Below are 24,771 nucleotides of genomic sequence, written 5' to 3'. Positions count from 1 at the left end.
CGTGAGCAAGGGCGAGGAGAGGGGAGACCGCCATGGCCACCAGCGCCGTACGGGTCGACGGGAACAGCCTGCTGCTGGGGGGCAGCGTACGGATCCGGTTCATCCGGACGCTGCGTCTGCCGGAGTCCGGGACGCATCCGCTGCCGCCGGGACTGGGGGAGTTCCCCGTGCGGCGCGTCGAGGACCACCCCGGCACCGTCCCGCCCGAGTGGCTGGCGCGGGGCGGAGTGATGCTGCCCGTGTATCTGCGGGAGGCGATGTGGCTGAGCTTCGCGGGCACCCAGGAGCCCGCCGCGCTCCAGGTCGGCGTCGGCAAGGTGTGCGCCGTCTCCGGTGAGCGGTGGAGCGGCCGGCTGGAACGCAGGCCGCAGAACTATGTGGTGCTGCCCAGGCAGCCGTGGCTGGACGGCATCAACTCCGGCAAGGGCACGGTACGTCAGTTCGTCGCGGTGCCCCTGGGCCTCGGGGCCACGGTGGAGGGACAGATCACCGGCGAGGAGACCACGGGCGGCGTCCAGTTGCAGGCGTTCTCGCCGGCCGGGCACGCACTGGCGGCCTGGCGCGAGGAGCAGCGGGCCCGCGCGGAGCAGGAGGCCCGGGCACGGGCAGCGGCCCCGCCCCCGTGGCCCGGGGCAGCTCCGCAGAACCCGTCGGCCGCCGCGCCCGGCGGCTACGGAGGAGCCTTCGCAGCCGGCATGGCCGCGGCCCCGCCCGCCATGGCCCCGCCTGCGCCGGGCGCCGTGCCCCCCGCGCCTGCTGCGGCGGCCGGGCCGCCCCGGCACGCCGCCGCGATGGGGCTCGGAGCGGGCGGCACGATGCGCCAGGAGGTCTACCAGGACGACCGGCGCCTGTCCGACTGGGCCGAAGAGCCCTCCGGCCGGGTGTTCGTGCACCTGGTGACCCCGCCGGAATGGCGCCGTATCACCGGTGAGGCGGCACCGCCGTCACCGGTCGACCGTGCCGCCTACACACAGGCCGGACTGCCGTGGTTCGACTACTACGACGAGGACGGCACCGATCTCGCGCCGACCGGCGCCCTGGGCGGGGTCAAGCCCGTGGGCGACTGGCTCGGCGACGACGACATGCCGTGGCAGGCGCCGGGAACGCACCAGATCCATCCGCTCGGTGACGCGCCGGCGCCCGGAAAGCCGGTGGCGGACGGGGACTGGTGACAGGGACCATCGCCCGGCGCCGTCCGGCGCCGGGCGATGGTCCGGCCGTCGATCCGTTGTTCCTAGAAGGTGAGGTTCCAGGCGTCGATCCTGCCGACGTCCTGGGAGGCGATGTCGCGTACGCGCAGCTTCCAGGTGCCGTTCGCCGCCTCGGACGAGGCGTTGACCGTGTAGGTCTTGTTCACGTCGTCGGCGCTGTCGCTGTTCGGGAAGTCCTCCAGCGGGTACACCGTGCCGTCGGGGGCCACGAGAGAGACCACGAGGTCACCGCGGTACGTGTGCTTGATGTTCACGCCGACCTTGAGGGCGGTCGGGGCGTTGCCGGTGACGCCGGTGACCGGAATCGGGCTGTCCACCGTGGCGTTGTCCGCGATGGTCACGTCGGCGAGGTTCTCGAAGTACTTCCCGGGCGGCGGAGTGCCGCCATCGACCGCCTTCAGCGCGTCGACCTGGCCCTCGCCGAAGAAGGCGTTCTTGGCCGTGGTGCCCGTGCACCGGCTGTCGGACGGGCAGGCGATGTCCGTGGCCTGCTCGCCCAGCTTGGCCCGGATGTCCGCCGGCGTGTACGCCGGATTGACGCTCGCCAGCAACGCGGCCACTCCGGCGACGTGCGGTGACGCCATCGAAGTGCCGTTCATGTTGCCGTACTTGCCGCCGGGAAGCGTCGAGAACACACCCGATGCCCCGTCGCCGCCGGGGGCCGCGACGTCGATGACGCTGTTGCCGAAGTTGGAGTACGACGCCTTCACGTTGCCGTTGCCCATCGCGGCGACGGTGACGACGCCGGGCAGCTCGGTGGGTATGTCGATGCAGGCGTTGGTGATGGTGCGGGTGACCGGGGTCGAGTCGTTGGGGCTCGAGGAGTCGGTCGTCTTGTTCGCCAGGTTGTAGTTCGAGTTGCCGGCGGCGGCCACCTGCAGGGAGCCCTTGCCCTCGGCGTACGCCTGGGCGCGCTTGACGCCCTCGATGATGGCCGCCTGGTCCACGTTGTCCGGGCAGTTGAACATCCACGGATCGGTGTAGTAGCTGTTGTTGGTGACCTTGAAGCCGTGGTCACCGGCCCACATGAATCCGCAGATGGTGTTCTCCGCGAAGAACATGCTGGTGTCCGGCTCGGCGATGCGGACGGAGGAGATCTTCACGCCGGGCGCGACGCCGATGACGCCCTTGCCGTTCTTGGAGGCCGCGATTGTCCCCGCGACATGGGTGCCGTGCTCGCCGACGTCGCGCCAGGCACCGGCACGGGTGTCCGCCTTGCCGTAGGCGCACGAGACGGAGTCGGCCGCGTTGAAGTTCGGCGCGATGTCCTGGTGCTGGTCGTCCACCCCGGTGTCGAGCACGCCCACCTTCACGGCGGACGAACCGGTCGTCACAGCCCAGGCCTGGTCGGCCTTGATACGCGTCATGTCCCAGCGGTTGGACTCCGTCAGCGTGGTGGGAGTCTGTGCCGGGCTCGCCGGCAGAGCCGGGTCGTAGGCGTCTGCGGGCACGTCCGAGGTCCGGGTCGCGCCGACCTGCTGCACACCACTGACCCCCCGCATGGTGCCGGCGAAGGACGTGGACGCCGAGTGGGCCACGATCACGCCGATTGCGTCGTGGTGCGCGAATACGGTGCCCCCGTTGTTCGTGACCGCCGTCCGCACGGCCGAGGTGTCACCCGGCGCGGTGATGACCAGATAGGCACGGGTGCCTGCGGCCCAGGACGACGACGATGACGAAGACGACGGTGAGGAGGGAGCGGCCTCGGCGAGACCCGTGGGGGCCATGAGCGCGACAGCCGTTCCGAGCGCGGCGGCCGCCATGGAGCGTCTCAGCCGGCTGGATATGAAGGGAAGCAATGCGTCCTCCGAAAACCCGGCGGCGCTCGTGACGCCGACCGGGTCATGTCAAAAAGTGGTCGAGGCAAGATCTCAGACACCGGGCCGTCAAGGGAAGTGCCTTGCCCTGCCCGACTGTTCATCCGGCAGTCACAGGCGCGACCGGTTCCGGTCCCGCCCGACGCCTGGCGGTTACCGCGCAGTAGTGCAAGGATCGGCACCGGTTGCCGGGCGAGGGGAAGGGGCGGCGGGCCATGGCCGAGCTGCACGATCTGACAGCGCTGGAACAGGCGGACGCGGTGCGATCGGGCACCGTGTCGCCGACCGAACTCACCGAGCACTATCTCGATCGGATCGACCAACTCGACGAAACCCTGGGGGCCTTCCTCACCGTCACCCCCGAACTCGCCCGCAAGCAGGCGGCCGAGGCCGAGGCCGCGGCCCTGACCGCGCGGCGGGAGGACGTTCGGCTGAGCCCGCTGCACGGGGTGGCCGTACCGGTCAAGGACCTGAACTTCGTCGCCGGTGTGCGCTGTACGCGCGGATCGCAGGCGTTCGCCGACTTCACGCCGGACGTGGACGACCACGTGGTGACCCTGCTGCGCAACGCCGGGACGGTGATGCTCGGCAAGACCAACACCCCGGAGTTCGGACTGCCCTGCTACACCGAGAACCGCCTGGCGGCGCCTGCCCGTACCCCGTGGGATCCGCAGCGTTCGGCCGGAGGCTCGTCGGGCGGCGCGGCCGCGGCCGTGGCCGCCGGTCTCGCACCGCTGGCGCACGCTTCCGACGGCGGCGGTTCCATCCGTATCCCCGCATCCGTGTGCGGACTGTTCGGCGTCAAGCCGAGCCGTGGCCGGGTGAGCGCGGGGCCGACGCTGCACGATGTGAGCGGCCTGAGTACCTCCGGCCCGCTCGCCCGCACCGTGGCCGACGCGGCCGCGCTGCTCGACGTGCTCTCCGGCCCGATGCCCGGCGATCCGTACGGCGCACCGTCGCTGCCGCCCGGCGAAACCTTCCTGTCCGCCGCGGGACGCGAGCCCGGGCCGTTGAAGGTGATCGCCCTGGCCGCCCCGCCGCTGGACGGCGTGGAACTGCATCCCGACTGCCGGGCGGCCTATGACGGGGCCGCCGGGCTGCTGCGCGATCTGGGCCATCAGGTGGAGGAGATCGAACTGCCGGTGGGGGACCAGTTGCGGGAGGCCTTCGGCCACATCTGGACGGTGATGGCCACGGTCAACCCCGTTCCGCCGGAGCGGGAGGAGCTGCTCATGCCGCTCACCCGGCATCTGCGGGCGGCCGGACGGCAGGTGAGCGGCACCGACTTCGCCCAGGCCCTGTACACCTTCCGTGCTTTCGGGCAGCTGGTCGCGGACGCCCTGCTGTCGGCGTACGACGTCATTCTCACGCCGACGCTGGCGCAGCCGCCCGCCCTGGTGGGCGGCCTGCGGGACGACAGCGACCCGTCGGCCGAGTTCGAAGGGCTGGCGGCGTTCACACCGTTCACCCCCCTGTACAACGTCACCGGGCAGCCGGCTGTCAGCGTTCCCCTGCACTGGACGGAGGAGGGCCTGCCGATCGGAGTGATGCTGGGGGGCCGCTACGGCGACGACTCCACCCTCATTTCCCTCTCCGCCCAGTTGGAGGGCGCCAGGCCCTGGGCACACCGCCGTCCCGCCGTCTGGTGACGGGCGAGAGGCGGCGCGGCCGGGTCAGGCCGGGATGGGGATCGTGCCGAGGTGCTTGCCCGTGGGCTGCGGTGAGCCGCCCTCGGGCTCGACGGTGATGCCGATGGCCGTTGCACCGCCCAACGGGCCGCGAAGGACACGCATCTGCTGTTCGCCGGTGCCGGCCAGCAGGGCGGCCGGACGCAGCGTGCCGGCCTCGTCGAACCACAACTCGTAGACCTTGCCGGAAGGCAGCGGCGGCAGCCCTGAGGCGACGAAGGCGGCCTGGCCCTCGCTGCGCGAGACGATGACGCTTCCGGTGGCCGTACCGAAGAGCCGCTGCGTGACGATGGTCGCATCGGGGGCGGAGAGCATGTCCGCGAGCACCTCGTACCGCTGGTCGGCCCGGCTGATCTGCGCGCGGGCGTCGTCGGCCTTCCGGTGCTGCTGCAGCGCGAGAGCTGCGAACGCGAGGGCCGCGGCAAGGCACGCCGCCAGCGCCACCTGCAGCAGGCGGCGGCTGCGCGGGGCGGCGGGCGGCGCTTCGGGGCGGGGGCGTTCCTCGGCGGGGGAGTGCGGCGCGGGGCGGGGGCCTTCCTGGCCGGTGACGGCGATCTGGTCGAGAACCCGCTGCTTCAGACCCGCCGAAGGGCGCATCGCCTCGGCCTCGCCCAGACGGGCCGCCGCGGCCGCCAGTTCCGCCGCCTCCTGCGCGCATGCCGCGCATCCGGCGAGATGGTTCTCGAACGCGGCCCGCTCGTCTGCCGGCAGGGCGTGCAGCACATAGGCCCCGAGAGCCTGGTGCGGATCGGCCGCGCCGCTCACCGGGTCGCCTCCAGACAGTCGCGCAGCCGGTGCAGACCGTCACGCAGCCGTGACTTGACCGTCCCCGGTGGCGAGGACAGGGTCCGCGCCACGTCCAGGTACGTCATGCCCTCGTAGAAGGCGAGGGTCAGCGCCTGCCTCTGCAGATCGCTGAGAGTCTCCAGACAGCGGTGCACCTCCTCGCGGTCCTCCCGCGCCTCGACCTCCTCGGCGACTTCGTCGAACGGCGTCCCACGCTCCAGCAGCGCGGCCCTGTGCTCGCGGTCGGAGCGGGCCTGCGCATGACGGACCCGGTCGACCGCCCTGCGGTGGGCCAGGGTCATCACCCATGTCATGGCACCTCCGCGCTCGGGACGGAATCGCCCCGCCTTGCGCCACACCTCCACCAGCACGTCCTGGGTCACTTCCTCCGCCTGTGCCGCGTCCTTGAGGATCCGGAAGACCAGTCCCATCACCCGGGCATGGAGCGCGTCGTAGATCGGCACGAAGGCGTCCTGGTCGCCGGCTGCGACCTGCTGCATCAGCTCGTCCAGGCGTCCGTCCGTGGGGTGCCGGGAGCCACGCCCGGAGTCCTCGCGCTCCATGACATCTGCCGTCTCATGACCTTTCAGCTGTGTCAGAGACCGATGCCATCACTGATTCGGGCCGCTCGCATCCGGGCGGGTCAGACTCAGTACGGCATGGACGGTCTTGCCGCCGGGCTCGGGTACGGCGATCAGAGTCGCCCCCAGACTCCGCACCAGGGCGAGACCGAACCCGCCGTTCTCGCCCGCGCGGTCCGCGGCACAGGGCACCGGGAGCACCTCGCTGCGGTCACTGACGGCGATGTCCAGAAGCGAGTCCCAGGCCGTGAGAACCAGGGAGCGAGGCCCCCTCGCGTGCCGTACGGCGTTGGTGACCAGTTCCGAGACGATCAGCAGCGCTTCGTCGCGCCGCTCCGGTCGCAGGGACAGCCGGCCCAGGCAGGACTCCGCCGCGTGACGGGCGGCGGCAGGTGCGTGGACGCCGTCCGGCAGGGGCACGTGCTCACGGAGCGTGTCGGGCGAGAGCGTGGCGAGGGGGGACATGGCCGGTTCCTGGTGGTGACGGGGTGCGGTGCCGCGACGACGGGCGCGTCACGCAGGACGTGGTCGCGGAGGGCTTGGTCGTGGGGGGCTCGGTCGTGAAGAACGGCGGAGGAAACAGGGTGAGGGCCCGCGTCGCAGGGCCCTCACCGTCCGGCCGGCGGAAGCCGGCCGGTCAGGAGAATCAGCGGCTGTTGCAGTCCCAGTGGCCCTTGACCCAGTTCTTCTCGAAGTGCCCGTGGGTCTTCTCCCAGAACGGGTGGCCCGCGTGGTGCCGGCCCTCGTGGATCACGAAACCCTGGTGCCAGTCGTTGGGCCGCTCGAAGTAACCCTTGTGCCAGACCTTGTGGTGTGCCTTGAAGCCCATGTGCCACCTCTTCTCCCAGCGGCCCTTGACCCACTTCTTCTCCCAGTGGCCCTTCTCCCAGGTGCACCGGCTGTCGAGGACGCTCGAGACGGTCACGGCCGTGGGCGTCGGGGCGGCGGCAGCGGGAGCGGCGGCGCCGAGAGCGGCACCACCGGCCAGCAGTCCGGTCGCGGCGAAGCCGGCGACCAGGCGCTTGATCCGGACGGGAGGGGTCATGTTCCCCACCTCCTCCAATTCCTGTGTGGCTGATACGACACAAGCGATTCGCAGCCGGCGCCGATCCGGATGGGTGCCAGGGGAGAAAAAGTGCAAATCGGGCTACTTGGTCCGATCTGGATCCCCGGGTACGGTCACCCCATGCAACGGGTCGCCGCTGTCCTGATCGATATCGACGGTGTGCTCACGGTGTCCTGGAAACCACTGCCGGGTGCCGTCGAAGCCATGGAGCGCCTGCGTGAGGCGGACATCCCCCTCGCGCTGCTGACCAACACCACGTCGCGCACGAGAGCGTCCATCGCGGCGGCCCTGGCCGACGCCGGGTTCCCCGTCACCGCGGACGACATCTTCACCGCTCCCGCAGTGGCGGCCACCTACCTCGCCGAGCACTGTCCGGGGGCCCGGTGCGCGCTGCTGAACAGTGGGGACATCCAGGAGGACCTCGGCGGCGTCACGCTCGTGGATCTCGGCGACCCGGCCGCGGTGCCGGACGTGATCCTCGTCGGCGGCGCCGGACCGGAGTTCGACTACGCGGCCCTCAACTCGGCCTTCGCCCACATCCAGCGCGGAGCCCGCCTCGTCGCCATGCACCGCAACCTGTACTGGCGTACGACAAGGGGGCTGCAGCTCGACACGGGCGCCTTCCTGGCGGGCCTCGAGCGAGCGGCGCGCGTCGAGGCGGAAGTGATCGGCAAGCCCGCGGAACCGTTCTTCGCCACGGCCCTCGCCCATCTCGGGGCCGACGCCTCGCAGGCGCTGATGATCGGGGACGACATCGAGTCCGATGTGCTCGGCGCACAGCGCCACGGGATCACCGGCGTACTCGTCAGGACCGGTAAGTACTTGCCCGAGGCCCATCGGGCCGCACCGGGCGAACCGGACCATGTACTGGACTCCTTCGCCTATCTGCCAGGTCTCCTCCAGCGCCTGGGCCGCTGACCCGGCGCCGCTTCGCTCCGCGGCGGCCTCCCGGACCTCCACACGGTCCGGGAGGCGACCGTCCGGCGTACTGTCAGCGTGAGCGCCGGCGCAGCGCGCGGACCAGCAGTACGGCGACGATCACGGCGGCTGCCGGGACGGCCGTCTTCCGCAGAAGGACCGGCAGCACAGCGGCTCCCAGGTCCGCCGCCTCCGGTTCGGCCGCCGCCGGGACGCCGGTTCGGGGCGCGCCTGAGCCGGTGTACGCGTCCGCCGGACTGCGCAGCAACTCCTCCAGTCCGGAGGCGAACTGCCGGACGATCCGGTCGCCGACCTCCGCCATGATGCCGCGTCCGAACTGCGCCGGCCTGCCCGTGATGTCGAGCTCGGTGAGCACCCGGACGCGGGTTCCGGCCGGGTCCGCAGGATCGGCCGTGACAGCGGCGACGACCCGGGCCGCTGCCGTGCCGGCGCCCCTGGCCTCGCTCCCGCTGAGGTCGAGGACGAGGGTGCGGCCGGTCTCGTCCCGGGTCACGGTGCCCTCGCCGCGGTAACTCATCTGCACCGCACCGATCTTGACCTTGATCCGGCCGGTGAACCGGTCGCCGTCCAGCGTGTCGAGGACCGCGCCCGGCATGCAAGGGGCGACGCGGCGGAGGTCGAGGAAGAGTTTCCAGGCATCGTCGGGCGTGGCCGGGACGGTGAAGGAGTGGTCGAGTTGCATGGGGATGTCCAATCGTCAGGAGTGCGAGCCGGGCTCTTGGTCCCGGGCGGCCGTACGGATCAGGTCGCGCACCCGGCTCGGCGAGAGGGGGCCGCGTCGGACGACCACGCCGAGCGGGCGCAGCGCGTCCTCCAGGGCGCCCGCGAGCACGGCCTGCGGGGCGATCGCGCCGCCTTCGCCGAGTCCCTTGACGCCGAGGTCGTTCATGGGACTCGGGGTGAACAGCTCGTCCAGGTCGAGATCCGGGATCTCCGACGACGTCGGCACCAGATAGTCCATGTAGGTGGCGGTGCGAGGCTGGCCGTCGGGGCCGTAGACCATCTCCTCGTACAGCGCTCCGGCGATGCCCTGGGCGATGCCTCCGGTGACCTGCCCTTCGGCGATCAGCGGGTTGACGATGACGCCCGCGTCGTGGACGACCGCGTACTGCAGGATCTCGATCTCTCCGGTGTGCTCGTCGACCTCGAGCACGGCCGCATGGGCGCCGCTCGCGACCGCGAAGCCCGGCGGCCGGAAGTGGACCGTCTCGCTGAGCTCGGTGCCGTGCCGGCCGTCGGTCGGCTCGGGGGTTCCCGGCAGTGGGGCCTGCCCTGCCAGCTGGGCGAGCGTGAGTGACGGGCCGTCGGCCGTCCTGGGAGCGATGACTCCGTCGCGCAGGTCGAGGCTGTCCGCCGGCACGCCGAGCCGGCGGGCGGCGGCGTCGACGGCCTTGTCGCGCACGAGCCGGCCGGCGCGGTGCGTGGCGTTCCCCGCGTTGACCAGGGCCCGGCTCGCGATGGTGCCGACACCGAACGGGGTCGCGTCGGTGTCCCCGCCGACCACGTCGATGATGTCGAGCGGCACTCCGATCGCGTCCGCGGCGATCTGCGCCATGGAGGTCCGGTGGCCTTGGCCCTGAGACGGCGTACCGATGGCGAGTCGGACGCGGCCGTCGGGCGCTATGTCGATGCGGGCGGTCTCGAACGGGCCGAGGCCGGTCGCCTCGATGTACATGGCGAACCCGACACCCACACGCCTCCCGTTCCGAGCGCCCTCGCGCTGGCGGGCGCGGACTTCGGGCACGTTCACCTTGGCGGCGGCTCGGCGGAGCAGTTCGGGAAAGTCGCCGGAGTCGTACGACTGCGGTTTGCCCGAACGGTCCACCAGACCCGTCCGGTACGGCATCTCCTCGGGCCGCACCAGGTTGCGTGCCCGTAGCTCCGCCGCTTCCATGTCGAGCCGGTCGGCGAGCCGGTCCATCGCCCGCTCCATCGCGAACACCGCCTCGGGGCGTCCCGCACCGCGGTACGGAGTCGCGAACGTGGTGTTGGTCAGCACGCCGACGACGTCTATGTCGGCGTTCGGCACCCGGTAGGGGCCCAGCAGATGACACAGCGAGTTGTACGGCACGACCAGACCGGTCATGTTGTACGCGCCGAAGTTGACGATGATCCGGTCGCGCACACCGAGGAGGCGGCCATCGGCGTCCGCGGCGAGCTCGATGCGATGGATCTGCTCACGGGCGTGCGAGGAGGCGGTGAGGTTCTCGCCCCGGTCCTCGCGCCACAGCACGGGACGCCCGAGCACCCGCGCCGCGTACGGGACCAGCAGCTCCTCGACGTACAGGATGCCCTTCTGGCCGAAGCCGCCGCCCACGTCGGTGGCGATGACGCGCACCGTCCCGGCATCCAGGCCGAGCGTGTGGGCGATCGCCTCGCGCAGCCGGTGCGGGGTCTGCGTACCGGACCAGACGGTCAACCTGCCGCTGTACGGGTCCACTTGGGCCGAGATCGCGCGGGTCTCGATCGGCGACGCGACATAGCGGTGTGCCTGGAACTCCTCGCTCACCACGGCATGCGCGGTGGCGAACGCCTCGTCCGGATCCCCGACCTTGGTGGCCACCGCGACCGCGACGTTGTCACCGAACTCCTCGTGGACCAGGGCCGCTTCGGGGGAAAGGGCCTGTTCCGGGTCCACGGTGACGGGCAGCGCGGAGTAGCGGACGTCGATGAGTTCGAGGGCGTCCTCGGCGAGGTAGCGGTTCTCGGCGAAGACGACGGCGACGGGCTGGCCGACGTATCTGACCTTGTCGGCGGCGAGCAGGGGCATGGGCGTCATCCGGACCAGAGGGTCCAGAAGCGCGGCGAGACCGGGCGGGGTGCGCAGCTCCTCCTTGTTGAGCATGGGCGCCAGCCCTGCCACATCGGCGCCTGTCCAGACGGCGACCACGCCGGGGGCGTCGAGCGCGGCACCGACGTCCACCGACTCGATGCGCGCGTGGGCCTGCGGGCTGCGCAGGAACGCGGCCTCGACGCAGCCGGGAAGGGCTATGTCGTCCACGTAACGGCCGTTGCCGCGCAGCAGCCGCTCGTCCTCGACGCGCGGGACGGACCGGCCGACATAGCCGGGGGACTCGTCGTGGGACATGTGGCTCACTCCCCGAAACGCTCGTCGAGTGCCTGGCACACGGCACGGCGGATGTTGCGGTAGCCGGTGCAGCGGCACAGATGGCCGCTGAGGGCGTCGGCGACCTCCGGTCCGGCCGGCCGTCCGGCCTGCTCGGTCAGAGCGGTCGTCGTCATGACGAAGCCCGGTGTGCAGAAGCCGCACTGCATGCCGTGGCACTCGTGGAAGGCGCGCTGCACCGCAGTAAGGGGGGCGTCGCCGGGGGCGAGGCTCTCGACGGTGCGGATGTCCGCGCCCTCGCACTGGGCGGCGAGGATCAGGCAGGAGCGCACCGGTGCTCCGTCCAGCAGGACCGTGCACGCGCCGCACACGCCGTGCTCGCAGCCGACATGGGTGCCGGTGAGCCCCAGGCGGTCCCGCAGGAAGTCGCTGAGCAGCAGCCGGGACTCCACCTGGCAGGCGATCCGGTCACCGTTCACGGTGAGCCGTATCTCGTGCCAGCCGGAGGGTTCGGCCAGTGGAGGCGTGCGAACGACCGTGGGGCGGACCGCTGGAGCGGGAGAAGGGGAGGAGGGGACGGAGGTGGTCATGAACAGCGCTCCCAGGCGGAGGTACAGGCACGGACGAGAAGATGGGCGGCGGCTTCACGCCGGTGGACGGCGGTGGCGTGGATGTCGTCGGCGGGGGTGAGCCGGGTGAGGACGGCCTCGGCCGCGGCGCGGACCGCGCGCTCGCCCGCGTCCGTGCCGAGCAGCGCGTCCTCGGCGGCGCGCAGCCGGACGGGGACCGGGCCTGCCCCGCAGAAGACCACCCGGGCGCCGCGTACCGTGCTGGTGCCGGGCGCACGGTCGAGTACGAGCGCGACACCGACGGTGGCGAAGTCGCCGTGCCGGCGGGTCAGTTCCTCGAACGCCCAGCCGCGGCCCGGCTGGGGCCCGAGGACGACCTCGGTGAGGAGTTCGTCCGGTTCCAGCGCCGTCTGGAACGTGGCGACGAAGAAGTCCGCGGCGTCGACGGTACGGGTGCCGCCCGGTCCGGTCAGGACGAAGCGCGCGTCCAGGGCCAGCGCGACGGCGGGTAGTTCGGCCGCCGGGTCGTGGTGGGCGAGGCTGCCGCACACCGTGCCGCGGTTACGGATCTGCGGATGCCCGATGCGCGCGATCGCGGCGGCGAGCAGCGGCCAGCCGTCGCGCACCGCCGGATCCGCGACGGCCCGTGCCTGGCGTACCGCTGCGCCGATGTGCAGGGCGCCCGCCGCATCCACGTGGATCCGGTCCAGCTCCGGCACACGGGTGATGTCCACCAGCACCGTCGGACGGGCGAGACGCATGTTCAGCATCGGGATCAGCGACTGGCCGCCTGCCACGACCTTGGCGTCGTGCTCATCGTCGGCGAGGAGGGCGACCACGTCCGCGACGCTGCGCGGAGCGGTGTAGTCAAAGGGTGCGGGTTTCAACCGTTTTCCACCACTCTCGGTCGTCATGCGTGGAGCGTGTCGAGCCCCGGTATCCGTAGGGGAACCTTCGGCACGACATCTATCTAACACCTGAAATGATTTATGCTGAAGTTTATTCTTGGCAAGAGGGTGACGCGGATTCGAGGTGGGTGACATGAGGTACGTGCTGGACCAGGCCGCCGCGTGGCAGCGGTCGGCGACCGCCTTCGCGATGGCGACCGTCGTTCGGACGTGGGGCTCCTCCCCGCACCCGGCCGGCGCCTCGATGCTCGTCTCGGCCGACGGCAGGGTGGTCGGCAGTGTGTCCGGCGGCTGTGTCGAGGCGGCCGTGTGCGCGGTCGCGGAGGACGTGCTGGCAGGATCCGGTCCGGTTCGCGAGGAGTACGGCGTCGACGACGGTGACGCGTTCGCGGTAGGGCTGACCTGCGGCGGAACGATCGAGGTCTTCGTACGCGAGATGGGTCCCGAGGCCCCCCTCGACCGGGTGTCCGCCGATCTCGCGGCGGGTGTGCCGGTTGCGCTGGTGACGGTCGTGGCAGGTGCGGGCTCCGGGGTGGGAGCGAGCATCGCGGTCGGCGCCAATGGTGTGACCGGGACGCTCGGGGAGGCGGGGCTGGACCGTGCCGCGGCGCGGGCCGCGCACGCCATGCTGGCCATGGGTGTGAGCGGGACGGTGCGGACCGGAGCCCTGTACGGTGGGGGCGATACGCACGTGGACGGCGGTGACGCAGCGCTCGTGGACCGCGGGTGCGATGCCCACGCGGCCCGCGGTGGCTGTGCCCCCGACTGCGAGATTCTGGTGCAGTCGTTCGCGGATCCGCCGCGGCTGCTGGTGTTCGGCGCGGTCGAGTTCGCCCGCCCGCTGACCCAGGTCGGAGCCCTGCTCGGTCATCGCGTGACCCTGTGCGACGCCCGCCCCGCGTTCGCCACCCGTGAGCGCTTCCCCGACGCCCATGAGGTCGTCGTCGACCGGCCGCACCGGTGGTTCGCCGCCCACCCGGACCTGGTCGGCCCGGCCACGGCGGTCTGTGTGCTCACCCATGACGCCAAGTTCGACGTACCACTGCTGGAACTGGCGCTGCGCAGCCCGGCAGGGTACGTGGGGGCAATGGGCAGCAGGCGTACGCACGAGGACCGGCTCGCGCGACTTGCGGCAGCAGGGCTCACCGAGGCCGAACTGGCCAGACTGCGCTCGCCGATCGGCCTGGATCTCGGCGGGCTGGGGCCGGAGGAGACCGCGGTGTCCATCGCCGCGGAGATCATCGCGGCACGCCGTGGAGGCAGCGGCCTGCCGCTCACCGACCGTCTCGGACCTGTCCACGGTGTGTGAGTGTTTTTGAACGACTGTTTTTCTGAACACTCGTTTAATGTGGGCCATGTGGATTCCGAAAGCAAGACACCCGGCTCAGCTGCCGGGAGGGCCCCGGCAGACGGGGCGGCCACGGACTCACCGTCACGGCGTGGCCGCGCCCACGACCCCGAGGGCAACCGCCGGGCCGTACTGGACGCCGCTCGGCGGCTGTTCGCCGCGCAGGGCTACGCAGGGGTCGGCATCCGGGCCATCGCCGCCGAGGCGGGTGTGACCCCCGGCCTGGTCATGGCGTACTTCGGTACCAAGGACGGACTGTTCCACGAGGCGGTCGCCGGCGGTACCGGTCTGGCCGCGGACGTGCTGGAAGCCGCCGGGAACGACCTGGCACGGCTCCCGCAGGCCCTCGCCCACGCGTATCTTGAGCGCTGGGAGCGGCTGCCGGCCCAGGATCCGTGGCCCGCGCTGATCCGCTCGGCACTCGATCATCCGCCCAGCGCCGCGCTGTTCCGCACGATCCTGGACCAGCAGGTGGGCGAGCCCCTCTGCCGCCTCCTGGGTGACTCACCCGAGGCCGAGGTCCGCGCCGCCATGGTCCGCAGCATCCTGTTCGGCGTGATCATGGAGCGGTACATGTTCGCCCACGAGCCGGCTCGCTCCGTGCCCAGGGCGGCGCTGGAACCGGCGCTCGCCGATGCCCTCGCGACCGCCGTGACGGGAAGGAGTGCGCGGTCGGCAGACCGGCCCGGGCCCGCTGAAGCCGTTGTCCCCATGGCTCAGGCCGGATCCCGGAGTGAGGCGGACACCGAACCGTACGCGTTCGATGCCGATGCCGACGCCGAGAGGCCCGCGTCCGCCGCGGGGCCTGCGGCAGAGCCCGCCACTGCATCCGCGACCGAGCCTCTGCCCGCCCCCTCCTCCGTGCCTGCCGGTGCCGTCTTCGACGGGCTGAGCAGCTGCTTCCAGCACCACCAGTCGCTGATCGGCCGGATCGCGAAGCAGTACGGCATCAGCCCGGCCGCCTTCGACGTGCTCAACGCGCTCCGCCGGGCAGGCGCTCCGCATCGCCGCACGATGAGTGAGGTAGCGGCTGCCGGCCAGGTGAGCCAGGGCGGCCTCACGATGCAGGCGGACCGTCTGGTGGAATCAGGTCTGATCGAGCGGGAGCGCGACGGCCGGGACCGGCGGATCGTTCATCTGCGCCTCACCCCGGCCGGCCTCGACCTGGCCGACCGGATGGCAGCGGCCCGTGAGGCGGGCGAACGGGAGATGCTCGCCGGGCTCGGCATCGCCGAGCGGCGGCAGCTCGTCGGACTGCTCGACGTACTGGGCCGGTCGCCGGAGCCCCCCCGCCCGCAGAAGTGAAACGGGTTCCCCGTTCCGCCTGTGCGGCGGAACGGGGAACCCGCGCGGCGCGCGGTGCGCGCCGGATACCGGGGGCGGCTCAGGAGTTGAGCTCCTCCAGCGTCTTGCCCTTCGTCTCCACGGCGAACAGCGCGATGACCGCGCCCACCACCGCCACGCACGCGAGCTGGGCGAAGACCAGGGTGAGGCTGCCGCCGGCCCCGAGGATCGCGCCGACCGTGATCGGTCCGAGGATGACACCGAGGCGGTTCCACAGTCCGCCGAACGCGGCGCCCTTCGCCCGGTTCCGCGTCGGATACAGCTCGGGGGAGTAGAGGTAGAGCCCGGCGTTGATCGCGTAGACGAAGAACGTCGTGCAAGAGGCGAAGATCGCCACCTGGCCGCCGGAGACTGCTCCGGTCAGGGCGAGCGTGCCGAGCGCGAGTGCGGATCCGCCGAGGGCGGCCACCAGGGCGGGGCGGCGGCCCACCCGGTCGATCACCAGCGCGACGATGAACGTGCCGAGCAGTCCGGTGACATTGCTGAGCAGGGTGTAGGTGAGAGCGGTCGTCAGGTCGAGGCCGAAGTTCTTGGTGTAGAGGGACGGCAGCCAGGTCGAGATGCCATGGTTGACGTAGTACGCGACGAACCACAGACCCGACACCACCGCAGTACGCCGCAGATACCTGCCCCTGAACAGCTCCCGCAGACCTCCCTGGGAGGTCTCCTCGGCCGTGTCGGTGGCGGGCTCCGGCAGCGGCGCGGCCGAGGAACGGACGACCTCCGCCTCGATCTGCGCGATGACCCGCTCGGCCTCCTCGGTCCGGCCGCGCGCCATCAGCCAGCGCGGGGACTCGACGACGTGCTTGGGGAGTGCGGCCGCGATCAGGACGGGCAGCGCGCCGATCACGAACATCGCCCGCCAGCCCAGGTTGGGAACCACCCACACGGCGACCAGCGTTGCCGCGGCCAGACCGGCCGGGAAGATCATCTCGTAGAGCAGCACGAAGCGGCCGCGGCGGTCAGAGCGCGCGATCTCGTTGATGTACGTGGCGGCGACCGGCACGACGCCGCCGATGCCCAGACCCTGTACGAAGCGGAAGAGCGCGAACATCTCGATGCCGGTGGAGAAGGCGACGGCGAGGCTCGCGAGCGCGGTGACGGCGACCCCCAGCGCGACGGTCCGCACCCGGCCGATCCGGTCGCCCAACCAGCCGGCGGCCAGTGCGCCGACGAGCATGCCGATCGAACCCGCGGTCACGGCGAAGGTGGCCTGACCGGTCGTCAGGTGCCATTCCTTCATCAGAACGGGGAGTGCGGAGGCGGCGAGCAGTTGGTCGAACGCCTCGAAGAAAGTGACCGCGCCGATGAGGAAGCGGACCTTGACGTGCCAGCGGGAGTGCGGCAGTCGTTCGAGCCGTGCGGCTATGGATGCCACGGCGGGCCGGCCGGCCACAGTCGTCATGAGTGGTTCCTTCCGCGAACAGAGAAGTTGCGGAGACAGTAGGAGTAGTTATCTAAGCGGTCAATGGTTAATGGCAAAGACATCTCGGATCGGTGCCTCCGGGGTGCGGGGCGGGCTCTCTTGATCACATGCAGCCTGGACTGCCGGTGAATCCTCTCATGCGGGGTCTTGCGTGGGAGATGTCTTAGCGCTTAGATTTCTAGTGCTCAGAGACGCCGCCCCCCGCCTGGAGGTTCTGCCATGCCTCGCTTCACCACCGACATCCTGATCGCGGGCCACTGGCGGCGCGGCGCGGGCGCCCCCGTCGAGACTGTGGACCCGGCCACCGGCCGGGTGCTCGCCACCGTCCACACCGCATCGGTCGAGGAGGTTGACGAGGCCGCCCGCGCGGCAGCGCAGGCAGCAGCCGACCCGGCCTGGCGGGACCTGCTGCCCCACCGGCGCGCCCAGCTGCTCCACCGCATTGCGGAGCTGGTCGAGGAGGCGGCGGACGAGCTGTCGGCCGTGCAGACCGCCGACACCGGCAAGACCCTCGCCGAGACCAAGGCGCTCGCGCTGAGCGCCGCCGCCACCTTCCGCTACACCGCGGCGGCCCTCGAGACGGCGGAGGAGACGATCACTCCTTCGCGTGGCGACTACGTCACGATGAGCGTGTACGAGCCGATCGGCGTCGTCGCGGCCGTCAACCCGTGGAACTCGCCGGTCGCCAGCGACGCACAGAAGATCGCCCCCGCGCTCGCGGCCGGGAACGCGATCCTGCTCAAGCCGGCCGCCTGGACCCCGCTGGTCTCCCTCGCCCTGGGGCGGTTGATCACCCGGGCGCTGGACGAGTTCGGCCTGCCCATGGCGCTGCTGTCCGTCCTGCCCGGCAGCGGACGGGTGGTCGGCGACGCCGTCGTCACCCACCCGCTGGTCGGCCGGATCGGATTCACCGGCGGTACGGACACCGGCAGGTCCATCGCCGCCGTCGCCGCCGCCAAGCTGATCCCCGCCTCCCTCGAACTGGGTGGCAAGTCCCCGACGATCGTCCGCGCCGACGCCGACATTCCGCAGGCCCTGGCGGGCGTGATGTTCGGGATCTTCTCCTCCAGCGGCCAGTCCTGCATCGCCGGGTCGCGGCTGTTCGTGGCACGCGAGATCTACGACGAGTTCGTCGGCGAACTGGTCGAACGGGTGCGCAAGCTCCGCGTCGGTCCCGGCACCGCCCCAGGCACCCAGGTCGGCCCCCTCGTCCATCACCGGCACCGGGACGCCGTCGCCGCCTGTGTGGACCTCGCCCGCGAGGAGGGCGGGCGGGTGCTGTGCGGCGGCGGCGCACCCGAGGGCGAGGAGTACGCACACGGCGCCTACTACCTCCCGACGGTCATCGACGGGCTGCCCAACACGGCCCGGGTGTGCCAGGAGGAGATCTTCGGCCCGGTGCTGATCGCACTGCCCTACGACGACGAGGACGACCTGGTCCGTCAGGCCAACGACTCGGTGTACGGCCTGGCCTGCGGCATCTGGACCCGCGACCACCGGGCCGCGTGGCAGCTGGCACGGCGCATCGAGGCGGGCACGGTCTGGATCAACACCTACAAGCAGTTCAGCATCTCCACCCCCTTCAGCGGGATGAAGGACAGCGGCCTCGGCACCGAGAAGGGCCGGGACGCGATCCGCGCCTACCAGCGGCAGAAGTCCCTGTACTGGGGCACCTCCGGCACGCCCCTGCCCTGGGCCGGATAGCCGGACGGTTCCTCCATCCCCCTTGTACCTCTGGAGACGGTCATGTCCCATCCCCCCATAGCCCGGCTGCGCGCCCTGCGCTCGGTCGAGCTCCTCACCCCGACCTTCGGCGAGGCGGCCGACTTCTACGCCGAGGCATGGGGCCTCACGGTGGTGGAGTCCGAGCGCGACGCCGTCTGGCTCCGCGGCACCGGCGAGGAGCACCACGCGCTCCAGCTGACCCGCTCGCACCGCATCGGTCTCGGCCGGATCAGCTTCGCCGTCGCCACCCCCGCCGAGGTGGACGAGGCGGCCCGCCGGCTGCTGGCCCGCGGCATCACGCCCGTGGCCGGACCCGGCCGCCTCGACCAGGTCGGCGCCGGCTACGGCCTGCGCTTCACCGACCACGAGGGCCGGCTGATCGAGCTGTCCGCCGAAACCTGGGCCGTCACCCCGCGCGGCCGGGACGAGGCCGTCCCGGTCGGTGTCACCCACGCCGTGCTCAACACCACCGACATCGACGCCTCCGTCGCCTTCTATTGCGACGTGCTGGGTCTGCGCGTCTCCGACTGGTCGGAGCACCAGATGGCGTTCCTGCGCTGCAACGCCGACCACCACTGCATCGCCTTCAACCAGGCCGAGTGGGCCTCCCTCAACCATGTGGCCTACGAGATGAGTTCGGTCGACCACTTCATGCGAGGGCTCGGCCGGCTGCGGCACCACGGCATCAGCCCCCAGTGGGGCCCGGGCCGGCACGGCCCCGGCGACAACACCTTCTCCTACTTCACCGACCCGACCGGCCTGGTCTGCGAGTACACCTCGGAGGTCGCGCAGGTGGTCGAGGACCGCTGGATCGCCAAGGTGTGGCGGCGTACCCCCGAACTGTCCGACCTGTGGGGCACGGCGGGCGCACCGTCCAAGGAGATCCGCTGCCACATGGCCGGGTCGCCCGATCCCGGGCCGCTCTCCACGGCCGCCCTTTCCCAGGAGGTCCCGGCATGACCCGCATCCGCAAGGTCGGAGTCGTCGGCTGGGGCGCCATCGGCCGCGTCGTCGGCGCGGCGCTGGCCGAACAGTCCGTTCCCGGCGCCGAGTTGGTGTGCATCGTCGACAACCGGCCGATCGGTGACAGAGCGCCCGCGCCGCAGGTCACCTTCGACGAAGCCCTCGAGCGCTGCGACCTCCTCGTCGAGGCGGCGGGGCAGGGCGTCGTCCGCGAGTGGGGCGAGCGCGTCCTCGCCGCCGGGACCGATCTGCTGATCGCCTCGACCGGCGCGCTGACCGACGAGGACCTCGCCAAGCGGCTGCTCGCGGCCGGACCGGGACGGGTGTACTTCACCGGCGGAGCCGTCGGCGGCCTCGACCTTCTTCAGGCCGTACGCTCCCTCGGTCCGCTCCACAACGTACGGCTGACCACCACCAAGCTGCCCGCCACCCTCGAACAGCCGTGGATGGACGAGGAGTTGCTGGCCCGTATGCGGTCGGCGACCGGTCCGGTCGAGGTCATGTCCGGCAGCGCGCGCGACGTTCCCGTGAAGTTCCCCAAATCGACGAACGTCGCGGCCTCGGTCGCCCTGGCCGTCGGCGACCTGGACGCTGTGCGGGTCCGGGTCGTCGCCGACCCCGGCGCCCACCACACGCGGCATGTCGTCGAGGCGTCGGGCGCCCACGGGACATACCGCTTCGACGTCGCGCATCTGCCCGACGCCGGTAACCCGGCCACCAGCCAGGTCGTGCCGTACGCGGTGCTGCGCAGTCTCGCGGCACTGGCCGGGCGGACGGGTCAGATCCTGTGACGGCCGGCCTGCACCTCGAGGAGTCGGGGGACCAGGGACCGCTGCTGCTGTGCCTGCACGGGATCGGCTCCTCGTCGGCCGCGTTCGCGCCGCAGCTCGCCGAGCTCGGACGCCACGCACGCGTCGTCGCCTGGGACGCCCCGGGGTACGCCAAGTCGGCCGATCCGGCAGACCCGTTGACGCTCGACGACTTCGCCGACGCCGCCGCCGCGCTGATCCGCGAGCGCGGGGGGAGCGCCCATGTCCTGGGCGTGTCCTGGGGCGGGGTGATCGCCCTGCGGCTCGCCGTCCGCCACCCCGGGCTGGTCGCCTCGCTGATCGTGGCCGACTCCAGCCCGGGCTCGGGCACGGACCCGGCGAAGGCGGCGGCCATGCGGGCCCGGGCCACCGAGCTGGCCGAGGCCGGTCCCCGGGCGTTCGCCGAACTGCGCGCACCCCGCCTGGTGTCCGCAGGCGCATCCGAGGAGCTGGTACGGCGGGTGACCGACACCATGGCGGACTCCGTCCGCCTGCCCGGCTACGCCTACGCCGCCGAGTCGATGGCCGCCGCCGACCTGCGCGGCGAACTGGCCCGGATCACGGCGCCCACCCTCGTCCTGTGCGGCGACCAGGACCGGATCACCGGCATCGAAGCCTCCCAGGCCATCGCCGGCGCCATCCACCGGACCGCCTACGTGATCGTCAAGGACGCCGGTCACCTGGCCAACCAGGAGCAGCCCGCGCACTTCAACGCCTGGGTGCTCTCCCACCTCCGCATCACGGACCGCATCCCCGAATGAACACCCCTCCCGGACAGGAGCTCACCATGCCTCTCACCACCACCGCGTACGACAACGGCGGCGACCTCGCCGCATACACCGACTCGCTCATCGCGACCAAGGACTCCCGCGAGCCCGACTGGAACACCCTCGCCTTCCAGTCCAAGGCCGGCGACCAGTACCGCCGCGCCCAGATCCGCTACGTCGGCTCCGGTGCCACCGGCAACCACGAGGGTGACAACCGGATCGTCCCGTCCGGCGGCTTCACCTTCTCCAACATGCTGCTGCCGCCCGGCGCCGAGGGCCCCGAGCACACCCACCACGACGTGGAGGAGGCCTTCTTCGTCCTGGAGGGCCAGGTCCGGGTCGGCATCCACCGCGGCGCGGACGAGGTGGAGTACCGCACCCTCGGCTACCGCGACATGATCGTCGTCCCGGCGGGTGTGGCCCGTTCCCTGAAGAACGAGGGCGACACCGACGCCCTGTTCTGCGTCGTCATCGGCACGCAGAAGCCGCAGGTGCCGACGTACCCCGAGCACTCGCCGATGCACGGCGTCACCCGTGACTGATCCACGCGGGGACGTCCGAACGGTCGTCGTCACCGGGGCGGGCCGTGGCCTGGGAGTGGCCATGGCCCGCCGGGCCGGCGCGGACGGTTTCCGGGTGGTCGTCGCCGAGCTGGAGCAGGAGCGGGGCAAGGACGCCGAGCGGCAGCTGCGCGCGCAGGGCATCGACGCCCACTTCGTGCGCTGCGATGTCGCCGACCCGGCCTCGGTGGACGAACTCGCCGCCTTCACGGAGCAGTTCGGTCCTCTGCACGGCCTGGTCAACAATGCGGCCCTCGCCAACGGCGTGGGCGGCAAGGAGTTCCAGGACATCGACGTCGAGGTGTGGGACCGGCTGATGGCGGTCAACGCCCGCAGCCCCTGGCTGGTGTCCAAGGCCCTGCTGCCGCAGCTCCTCGCCCACGGCGCGGGCGGCCGTATCGTCAACCTCGCGTCGGACGCGGCCCTGTACGGCTCACCCCGGCTCGCCCACTACATCGCCTCCAAGGGCGCGGTGATCGCGCTGACCCGGGCCATGGCCCGGGAACTCGGCGACAAGGGGATCACCGTCAACGCGGTCGCGCCCGGCCTCACCGAGTGCGAGGCGACCGCGACCGTGCCCGCCGAGCGCCACGACCTCTACCGCATGAACCGGGCGATCTCCCGCCCCCAGCAGCCCGACGACCTCACCGGCATCGTCGCCTTCCTGCTCGGCGAGGAGTCCCGCTATCTGACCGGACAGGTGATCGCCGTCAACGGCGGCTTCACCATGCACTGACCTGATCGACAGGAGACAACTGCCATGGATCTGGGCCTCGCCGACCGCACCATCGTGGTCACCGGCGGCAGCTCGGGCGTCGGCCTGGCCACGGTCCGCGCCCTGATCGACGAAGGCGCCCGCGTCGCGGCCTGCGGCAGGGACGCCGACCGGCTCGCGAAGGCGGCTGCGGTCATCGGCAGCGACCGGCTGCTGACGGGAGTGTGCGACGTACGCGACGCACATGCCGTGCGCGGCTTCACCGACCGTGTGGCCGCCGAGTTCGGCGGCATCGACGGGCTGGTCAACAACGCCGGCCAGTCCCGGATGAAGCGCCTCGACGAGACCACGGCCGAGGACTGGCGCGACGAGCTGGAGCTCAAGTTCTGCGGTGTGCTCAACCCGCTGCACGCGGCCCGTCCCCACCTCAAGGCCTCGGACGCGGCAAGCGTCGTCAACGTCAACGCCGTGCTCGCCAAGCAGCCCGAGACCCGCCTCATCACGACCAGCGCCGCCCGCGCCGGCATCCTCAACCTCTCCAAGTCCCTGTCGGCAGAGCTCGCCCCCGAGGGCATCCGGGTCAACTCCGTGTGTCTCGGGCTGATCGACACCGGCCAGTGGACCCGCCGTCACGCGGCCGCCGGCTCGGGAACGACCTACGAGGAGTGGCAGGCGGAGCTCGCCGCCGACCGCGGCATCGCGCTCGGCCGCCTCGGACGGGCCGAGGAGGTCGCGTACGCGATCGTCTCGCTGCTCTCGCCCCGTGCCTCGTACATCACCGGCACCGCCATCGACGTCTGCGGCGGCGTCGGCCGCTCCGTCCTCTGAGGAGACCTCACCATGCGTTACGACAACGGAGGCGATCTCCTCGTCGCCGTCCTGCGGGAACTGGGCATCGACACCGTCTTCGGCATCGTCAGCGTGCACAATCTGCCGCTGGTCGAAGCCGTCGACCGGGAGCTGCGCTTCGTGCCCGTACGCCACGAGGCGTCGGCCGTGAACGCCGCGGACGCCTACGGGCGCGCCCGCGGCACCATCGGCTGCGCCCTCACCTCCACCGGTACGGGCGCGGGGAACGCGGCCGGATCGCTGATCGAGGCACTCAGCGCGGGCACGTCCGTCCTGCACATCACCGGGCAGGTGGAGAGCGAATTCCTGGGCAGTGGACGCGGATTCATCCATGAGACCAAGGACCAGCTGGGCATGCTGACGGCGGTGTCCGCACACGCCGCCACCGTGCGATCCGCCGGCGAGGCGGGCCGCGTGCTGCGCGAGGCCGCCCATGCCGCGCTCACCGCACCCGGCGGACCCGCGAGCGTGGAGTGGCCGATCGACCTGCAGTACGCGGCCCAGACGGACACCCCGGCCGAGCTCGCACCGGTGGCCGTGCCCACGCCGGACGAAGATGCACTGGCCGCAGCAGCTGAGCTGTTGGCCTCCGCCCGGCGGCCCCTGATCTGGGCCGGCGGCGGAGCCGGCCGGGCCCGTGCCGAGCTTGCCGAGCTGCTCGCCGCCACCGGCGCCGGACTGCTCACCTCCAACTCCGGACGCGGCTCCGTGCCCGAGGACCACCCCCAGGTCATCGGCAACTTCGCCACCACCCCGGCCGCCCGGGCCCTGCTCGCCGACGCCGATGTGCTGCTGACCGTCGGCACCCACTTCCGTTCGAACGAGACAGCCGATTACACACTCGAACTCCCCGCGGCCCACGTCCAGATCGACCTGGACGCCGCGGCGCTGGGCCGCGTGTATCCGGTGCAGAGCGCCGTGCACGGCGACGCCGCCGTCGTCCTCGCGGAGCTGCTCCCGCACGCACGGGCGGCCGAACCCGCCTGGACGAACCGGGTCGCCGCCGTCCGCGCGGAGGTGCGGGCAACGCTGCACGACAGCATCGGCCCCCAGGCGGCGATCTGCGACGCGATCCGCGCCGCACTGCCCCGTAGGGCCGTCGTCGCCCGCGATGTCACCATCCCGTCCAGCAGCTGGGGCAACCGGCTCCTCGAGATGTACGACACGCGCGACAACGTCTTCCCGCGTGGCGGCGGCATCGGCCAGGGCCTCGGCATGGGCATCGGCTCGGCGCTCGCCCGGCCCGAGGACCCCGTGGTGGTCCTCGCCGGTGACGGCGGACTCGCGGTCCACCTCGGCGAACTGCTCACGCTGGCCCAGGAGCGGCCCCGCCTCACCCTGCTCGTGTTCAACGACGGCGGCTACGGCGTGCTGCGCAACATGCAGGACCGGTACAGCGAGCGCCGCTCCGGAGTCGACCTGGTCACACCCGACTTCGAGCAGCTGGCCGGCGCCTGTGGGCTCCCGTATCTGCGGATCTCCGCCGCCGAGGACGCCCGGCCGCTGATCGCCGAGGCGGTCGCCTCCGACGGGCCGACGCTCGTCGAGGTCGATCTCGCGGCGCTCGGCCCGATGAAGAACCCGTTCACCCCGCCCGTGAGGATCCCGGGCCTCTCCCCGGCCCAGTGAGGAG

General features: G+C 71.7%; 23 protein-coding genes. 13 read left to right on the top strand and 10 right to left on the bottom strand.

Going from position 1 to position 24,771, the window contains the following annotated elements; all coding sequences use genetic code 11:
- Positions 1-32: 32 nt before the first annotated feature.
- Positions 33-1,172 carry a hypothetical protein gene (locus tag ABZ208_RS23135; RefSeq protein ID WP_356911351.1) on the top strand — a complete coding sequence of 380 codons (1,140 nt, stop codon included), beginning with the start codon at positions 33-35 and terminating at the stop codon, positions 1,170-1,172.
- Positions 1,173-1,234: 62 nt separating this feature from the next.
- Here ABZ208_RS23135 and ABZ208_RS23130 read toward each other — a convergent pair whose 3' ends face one another.
- Positions 1,235-2,974 (bottom strand): S8 family serine peptidase, encoded by a 1,740-nt coding sequence (locus ABZ208_RS23130; RefSeq protein ID WP_356911387.1) that lies wholly within the window; start codon positions 2,972-2,974, stop codon positions 1,235-1,237.
- 269 nt (positions 2,975-3,243) lie between these two features.
- On the opposite strand from ABZ208_RS23130, the gene ABZ208_RS23125 reads away from it, so the two are divergent.
- A complete protein-coding gene (locus ABZ208_RS23125; RefSeq protein WP_356911350.1) occupies positions 3,244-4,677 on the top strand; it encodes an amidase in 1,434 nt (477 codons plus the stop codon).
- Between the two features lie 24 nt (positions 4,678-4,701).
- Here ABZ208_RS23125 and ABZ208_RS23120 read toward each other — a convergent pair whose 3' ends face one another.
- The 4 genes from ABZ208_RS23120 to ABZ208_RS23105 form a co-directional block, all read right to left on the bottom strand.
- Entirely contained in the window at positions 4,702-5,481 is a 780-nt protein-coding gene (locus ABZ208_RS23120; protein WP_356911349.1) for an anti-sigma factor, read from the bottom strand.
- Complete coding sequence (gene sigK, locus ABZ208_RS23115; protein WP_356911348.1) at positions 5,478-6,065, bottom strand: ECF RNA polymerase sigma factor SigK; 588 nt, start codon at positions 6,063-6,065, stop codon at positions 5,478-5,480. Before sigK ends, ABZ208_RS23120 begins: the two co-directional genes overlap by 4 nt.
- A gap of 48 nt (positions 6,066-6,113) precedes the next feature.
- On the bottom strand, positions 6,114-6,548 hold the full coding sequence (locus ABZ208_RS23110; protein WP_356911347.1) for an ATP-binding protein: 435 nt from the start codon (positions 6,546-6,548) through the stop codon (positions 6,114-6,116).
- 181 nt (positions 6,549-6,729) lie between these two features.
- Entirely contained in the window at positions 6,730-7,128 is a 399-nt protein-coding gene (locus ABZ208_RS23105; protein WP_356911346.1) for a hypothetical protein, read from the bottom strand.
- Between the two features lie 141 nt (positions 7,129-7,269).
- Here ABZ208_RS23105 and ABZ208_RS23100 point away from each other — a divergent pair, with 141 nt between their 5' ends.
- Positions 7,270-8,067, top strand: a complete 798-nt coding sequence (locus ABZ208_RS23100) for an HAD-IIA family hydrolase (RefSeq protein WP_356911345.1) — start codon at positions 7,270-7,272, stop codon at positions 8,065-8,067.
- 73 nt (positions 8,068-8,140) lie between these two features.
- On the opposite strand, the gene ABZ208_RS23095 is transcribed toward ABZ208_RS23100, so the two are convergent.
- The 4 genes from ABZ208_RS23095 to ABZ208_RS23080 are packed head-to-tail and all read right to left on the bottom strand — an operon-like array spanning position 8,141 to position 12,638.
- Positions 8,141-8,770 (bottom strand): SRPBCC family protein, encoded by a 630-nt coding sequence (locus ABZ208_RS23095; protein WP_356911344.1) that lies wholly within the window; start codon positions 8,768-8,770, stop codon positions 8,141-8,143.
- 15 nt (positions 8,771-8,785) lie between these two features.
- The gene (locus ABZ208_RS23090; protein WP_356911343.1) at positions 8,786-11,176 is read right to left on the bottom strand and encodes a xanthine dehydrogenase family protein molybdopterin-binding subunit; all 2,391 of its coding nucleotides are present in this window, start codon (positions 11,174-11,176) and stop codon (positions 8,786-8,788) included.
- A 5-nt stretch (positions 11,177-11,181) separates the two neighbouring features.
- Positions 11,182-11,745, bottom strand: coding sequence for a (2Fe-2S)-binding protein (locus ABZ208_RS23085; protein ID WP_356911342.1), 564 nt, complete (start codon positions 11,743-11,745; stop codon positions 11,182-11,184).
- Entirely contained in the window at positions 11,742-12,638 is an 897-nt protein-coding gene (locus ABZ208_RS23080) for a xanthine dehydrogenase family protein subunit M (protein ID WP_356911341.1), read from the bottom strand. The genes ABZ208_RS23085 and ABZ208_RS23080 overlap by 4 nt, the downstream gene beginning before the upstream one ends.
- 127 nt (positions 12,639-12,765) lie before the next feature.
- On the opposite strand from ABZ208_RS23080, the gene ABZ208_RS23075 reads away from it, so the two are divergent.
- Positions 12,766-13,941 carry an XdhC/CoxI family protein gene (locus tag ABZ208_RS23075; RefSeq protein ID WP_356911340.1) on the top strand — a complete coding sequence of 392 codons (1,176 nt, stop codon included), beginning with the start codon at positions 12,766-12,768 and terminating at the stop codon, positions 13,939-13,941.
- A 48-nt stretch (positions 13,942-13,989) separates the two neighbouring features.
- Positions 13,990-15,285, top strand: a complete 1,296-nt coding sequence (locus ABZ208_RS23070) for a TetR family transcriptional regulator (protein WP_356911339.1) — start codon at positions 13,990-13,992, stop codon at positions 15,283-15,285.
- Between the two features lie 79 nt (positions 15,286-15,364).
- On the opposite strand, the gene ABZ208_RS23065 is transcribed toward ABZ208_RS23070, so the two are convergent.
- Positions 15,365-16,729: an MFS transporter gene (locus ABZ208_RS23065; protein WP_356911338.1), complete on the bottom strand. Its 1,365-nt coding sequence runs from the start codon at positions 16,727-16,729 to the stop codon at positions 15,365-15,367.
- 240 nt (positions 16,730-16,969) lie between these two features.
- Here ABZ208_RS23065 and ABZ208_RS23060 point away from each other — a divergent pair, with 240 nt between their 5' ends.
- Genes ABZ208_RS23060 through ABZ208_RS23025 form a run of 8 tightly spaced genes read left to right on the top strand, consistent with a single transcriptional unit; the run spans position 16,970 to position 24,767 of the window.
- Positions 16,970-18,454, top strand: coding sequence for an aldehyde dehydrogenase (locus tag ABZ208_RS23060; RefSeq protein WP_356911337.1), 1,485 nt, complete (start codon positions 16,970-16,972; stop codon positions 18,452-18,454).
- A 42-nt stretch (positions 18,455-18,496) separates the two neighbouring features.
- On the top strand, positions 18,497-19,435 hold the full coding sequence (locus tag ABZ208_RS23055; protein WP_356911336.1) for a VOC family protein: 939 nt from the start codon (positions 18,497-18,499) through the stop codon (positions 19,433-19,435).
- Complete coding sequence (locus ABZ208_RS23050) at positions 19,432-20,229, top strand: aspartate dehydrogenase domain-containing protein (RefSeq protein WP_356911335.1); 798 nt, start codon at positions 19,432-19,434, stop codon at positions 20,227-20,229. Before ABZ208_RS23055 ends, ABZ208_RS23050 begins: the two co-directional genes overlap by 4 nt.
- Positions 20,226-21,008, top strand: a complete 783-nt coding sequence (locus tag ABZ208_RS23045) for an alpha/beta hydrolase (protein ID WP_356911334.1) — start codon at positions 20,226-20,228, stop codon at positions 21,006-21,008. Before ABZ208_RS23050 ends, ABZ208_RS23045 begins: the two co-directional genes overlap by 4 nt.
- A gap of 26 nt (positions 21,009-21,034) precedes the next feature.
- Positions 21,035-21,556 carry a cupin domain-containing protein gene (locus ABZ208_RS23040; RefSeq protein ID WP_356911333.1) on the top strand — a complete coding sequence of 174 codons (522 nt, stop codon included), beginning with the start codon at positions 21,035-21,037 and terminating at the stop codon, positions 21,554-21,556.
- Positions 21,549-22,310, top strand: a complete 762-nt coding sequence (locus tag ABZ208_RS23035) for an SDR family oxidoreductase (protein WP_356911332.1) — start codon at positions 21,549-21,551, stop codon at positions 22,308-22,310. The genes ABZ208_RS23040 and ABZ208_RS23035 overlap by 8 nt, the downstream gene beginning before the upstream one ends.
- A 24-nt stretch (positions 22,311-22,334) precedes the next feature.
- On the top strand, positions 22,335-23,117 hold the full coding sequence (locus ABZ208_RS23030; protein ID WP_356911331.1) for an SDR family oxidoreductase: 783 nt from the start codon (positions 22,335-22,337) through the stop codon (positions 23,115-23,117).
- A gap of 12 nt (positions 23,118-23,129) precedes the next feature.
- On the top strand, positions 23,130-24,767 hold the full coding sequence (locus ABZ208_RS23025) for a thiamine pyrophosphate-binding protein (protein ID WP_356911330.1): 1,638 nt from the start codon (positions 23,130-23,132) through the stop codon (positions 24,765-24,767).
- The last annotated feature ends 4 nt before the right edge of the window (positions 24,768-24,771 follow it).

This window comes from Streptomyces sp. NPDC006208 (assembly GCF_040613775.1).
Lineage (GTDB): Bacteria > Actinomycetota > Actinomycetes > Streptomycetales > Streptomycetaceae > Streptomyces.
Note: the sequence above shows the minus strand (reverse complement) of the source record. Positions and strands in the feature narration are given on the sequence as shown.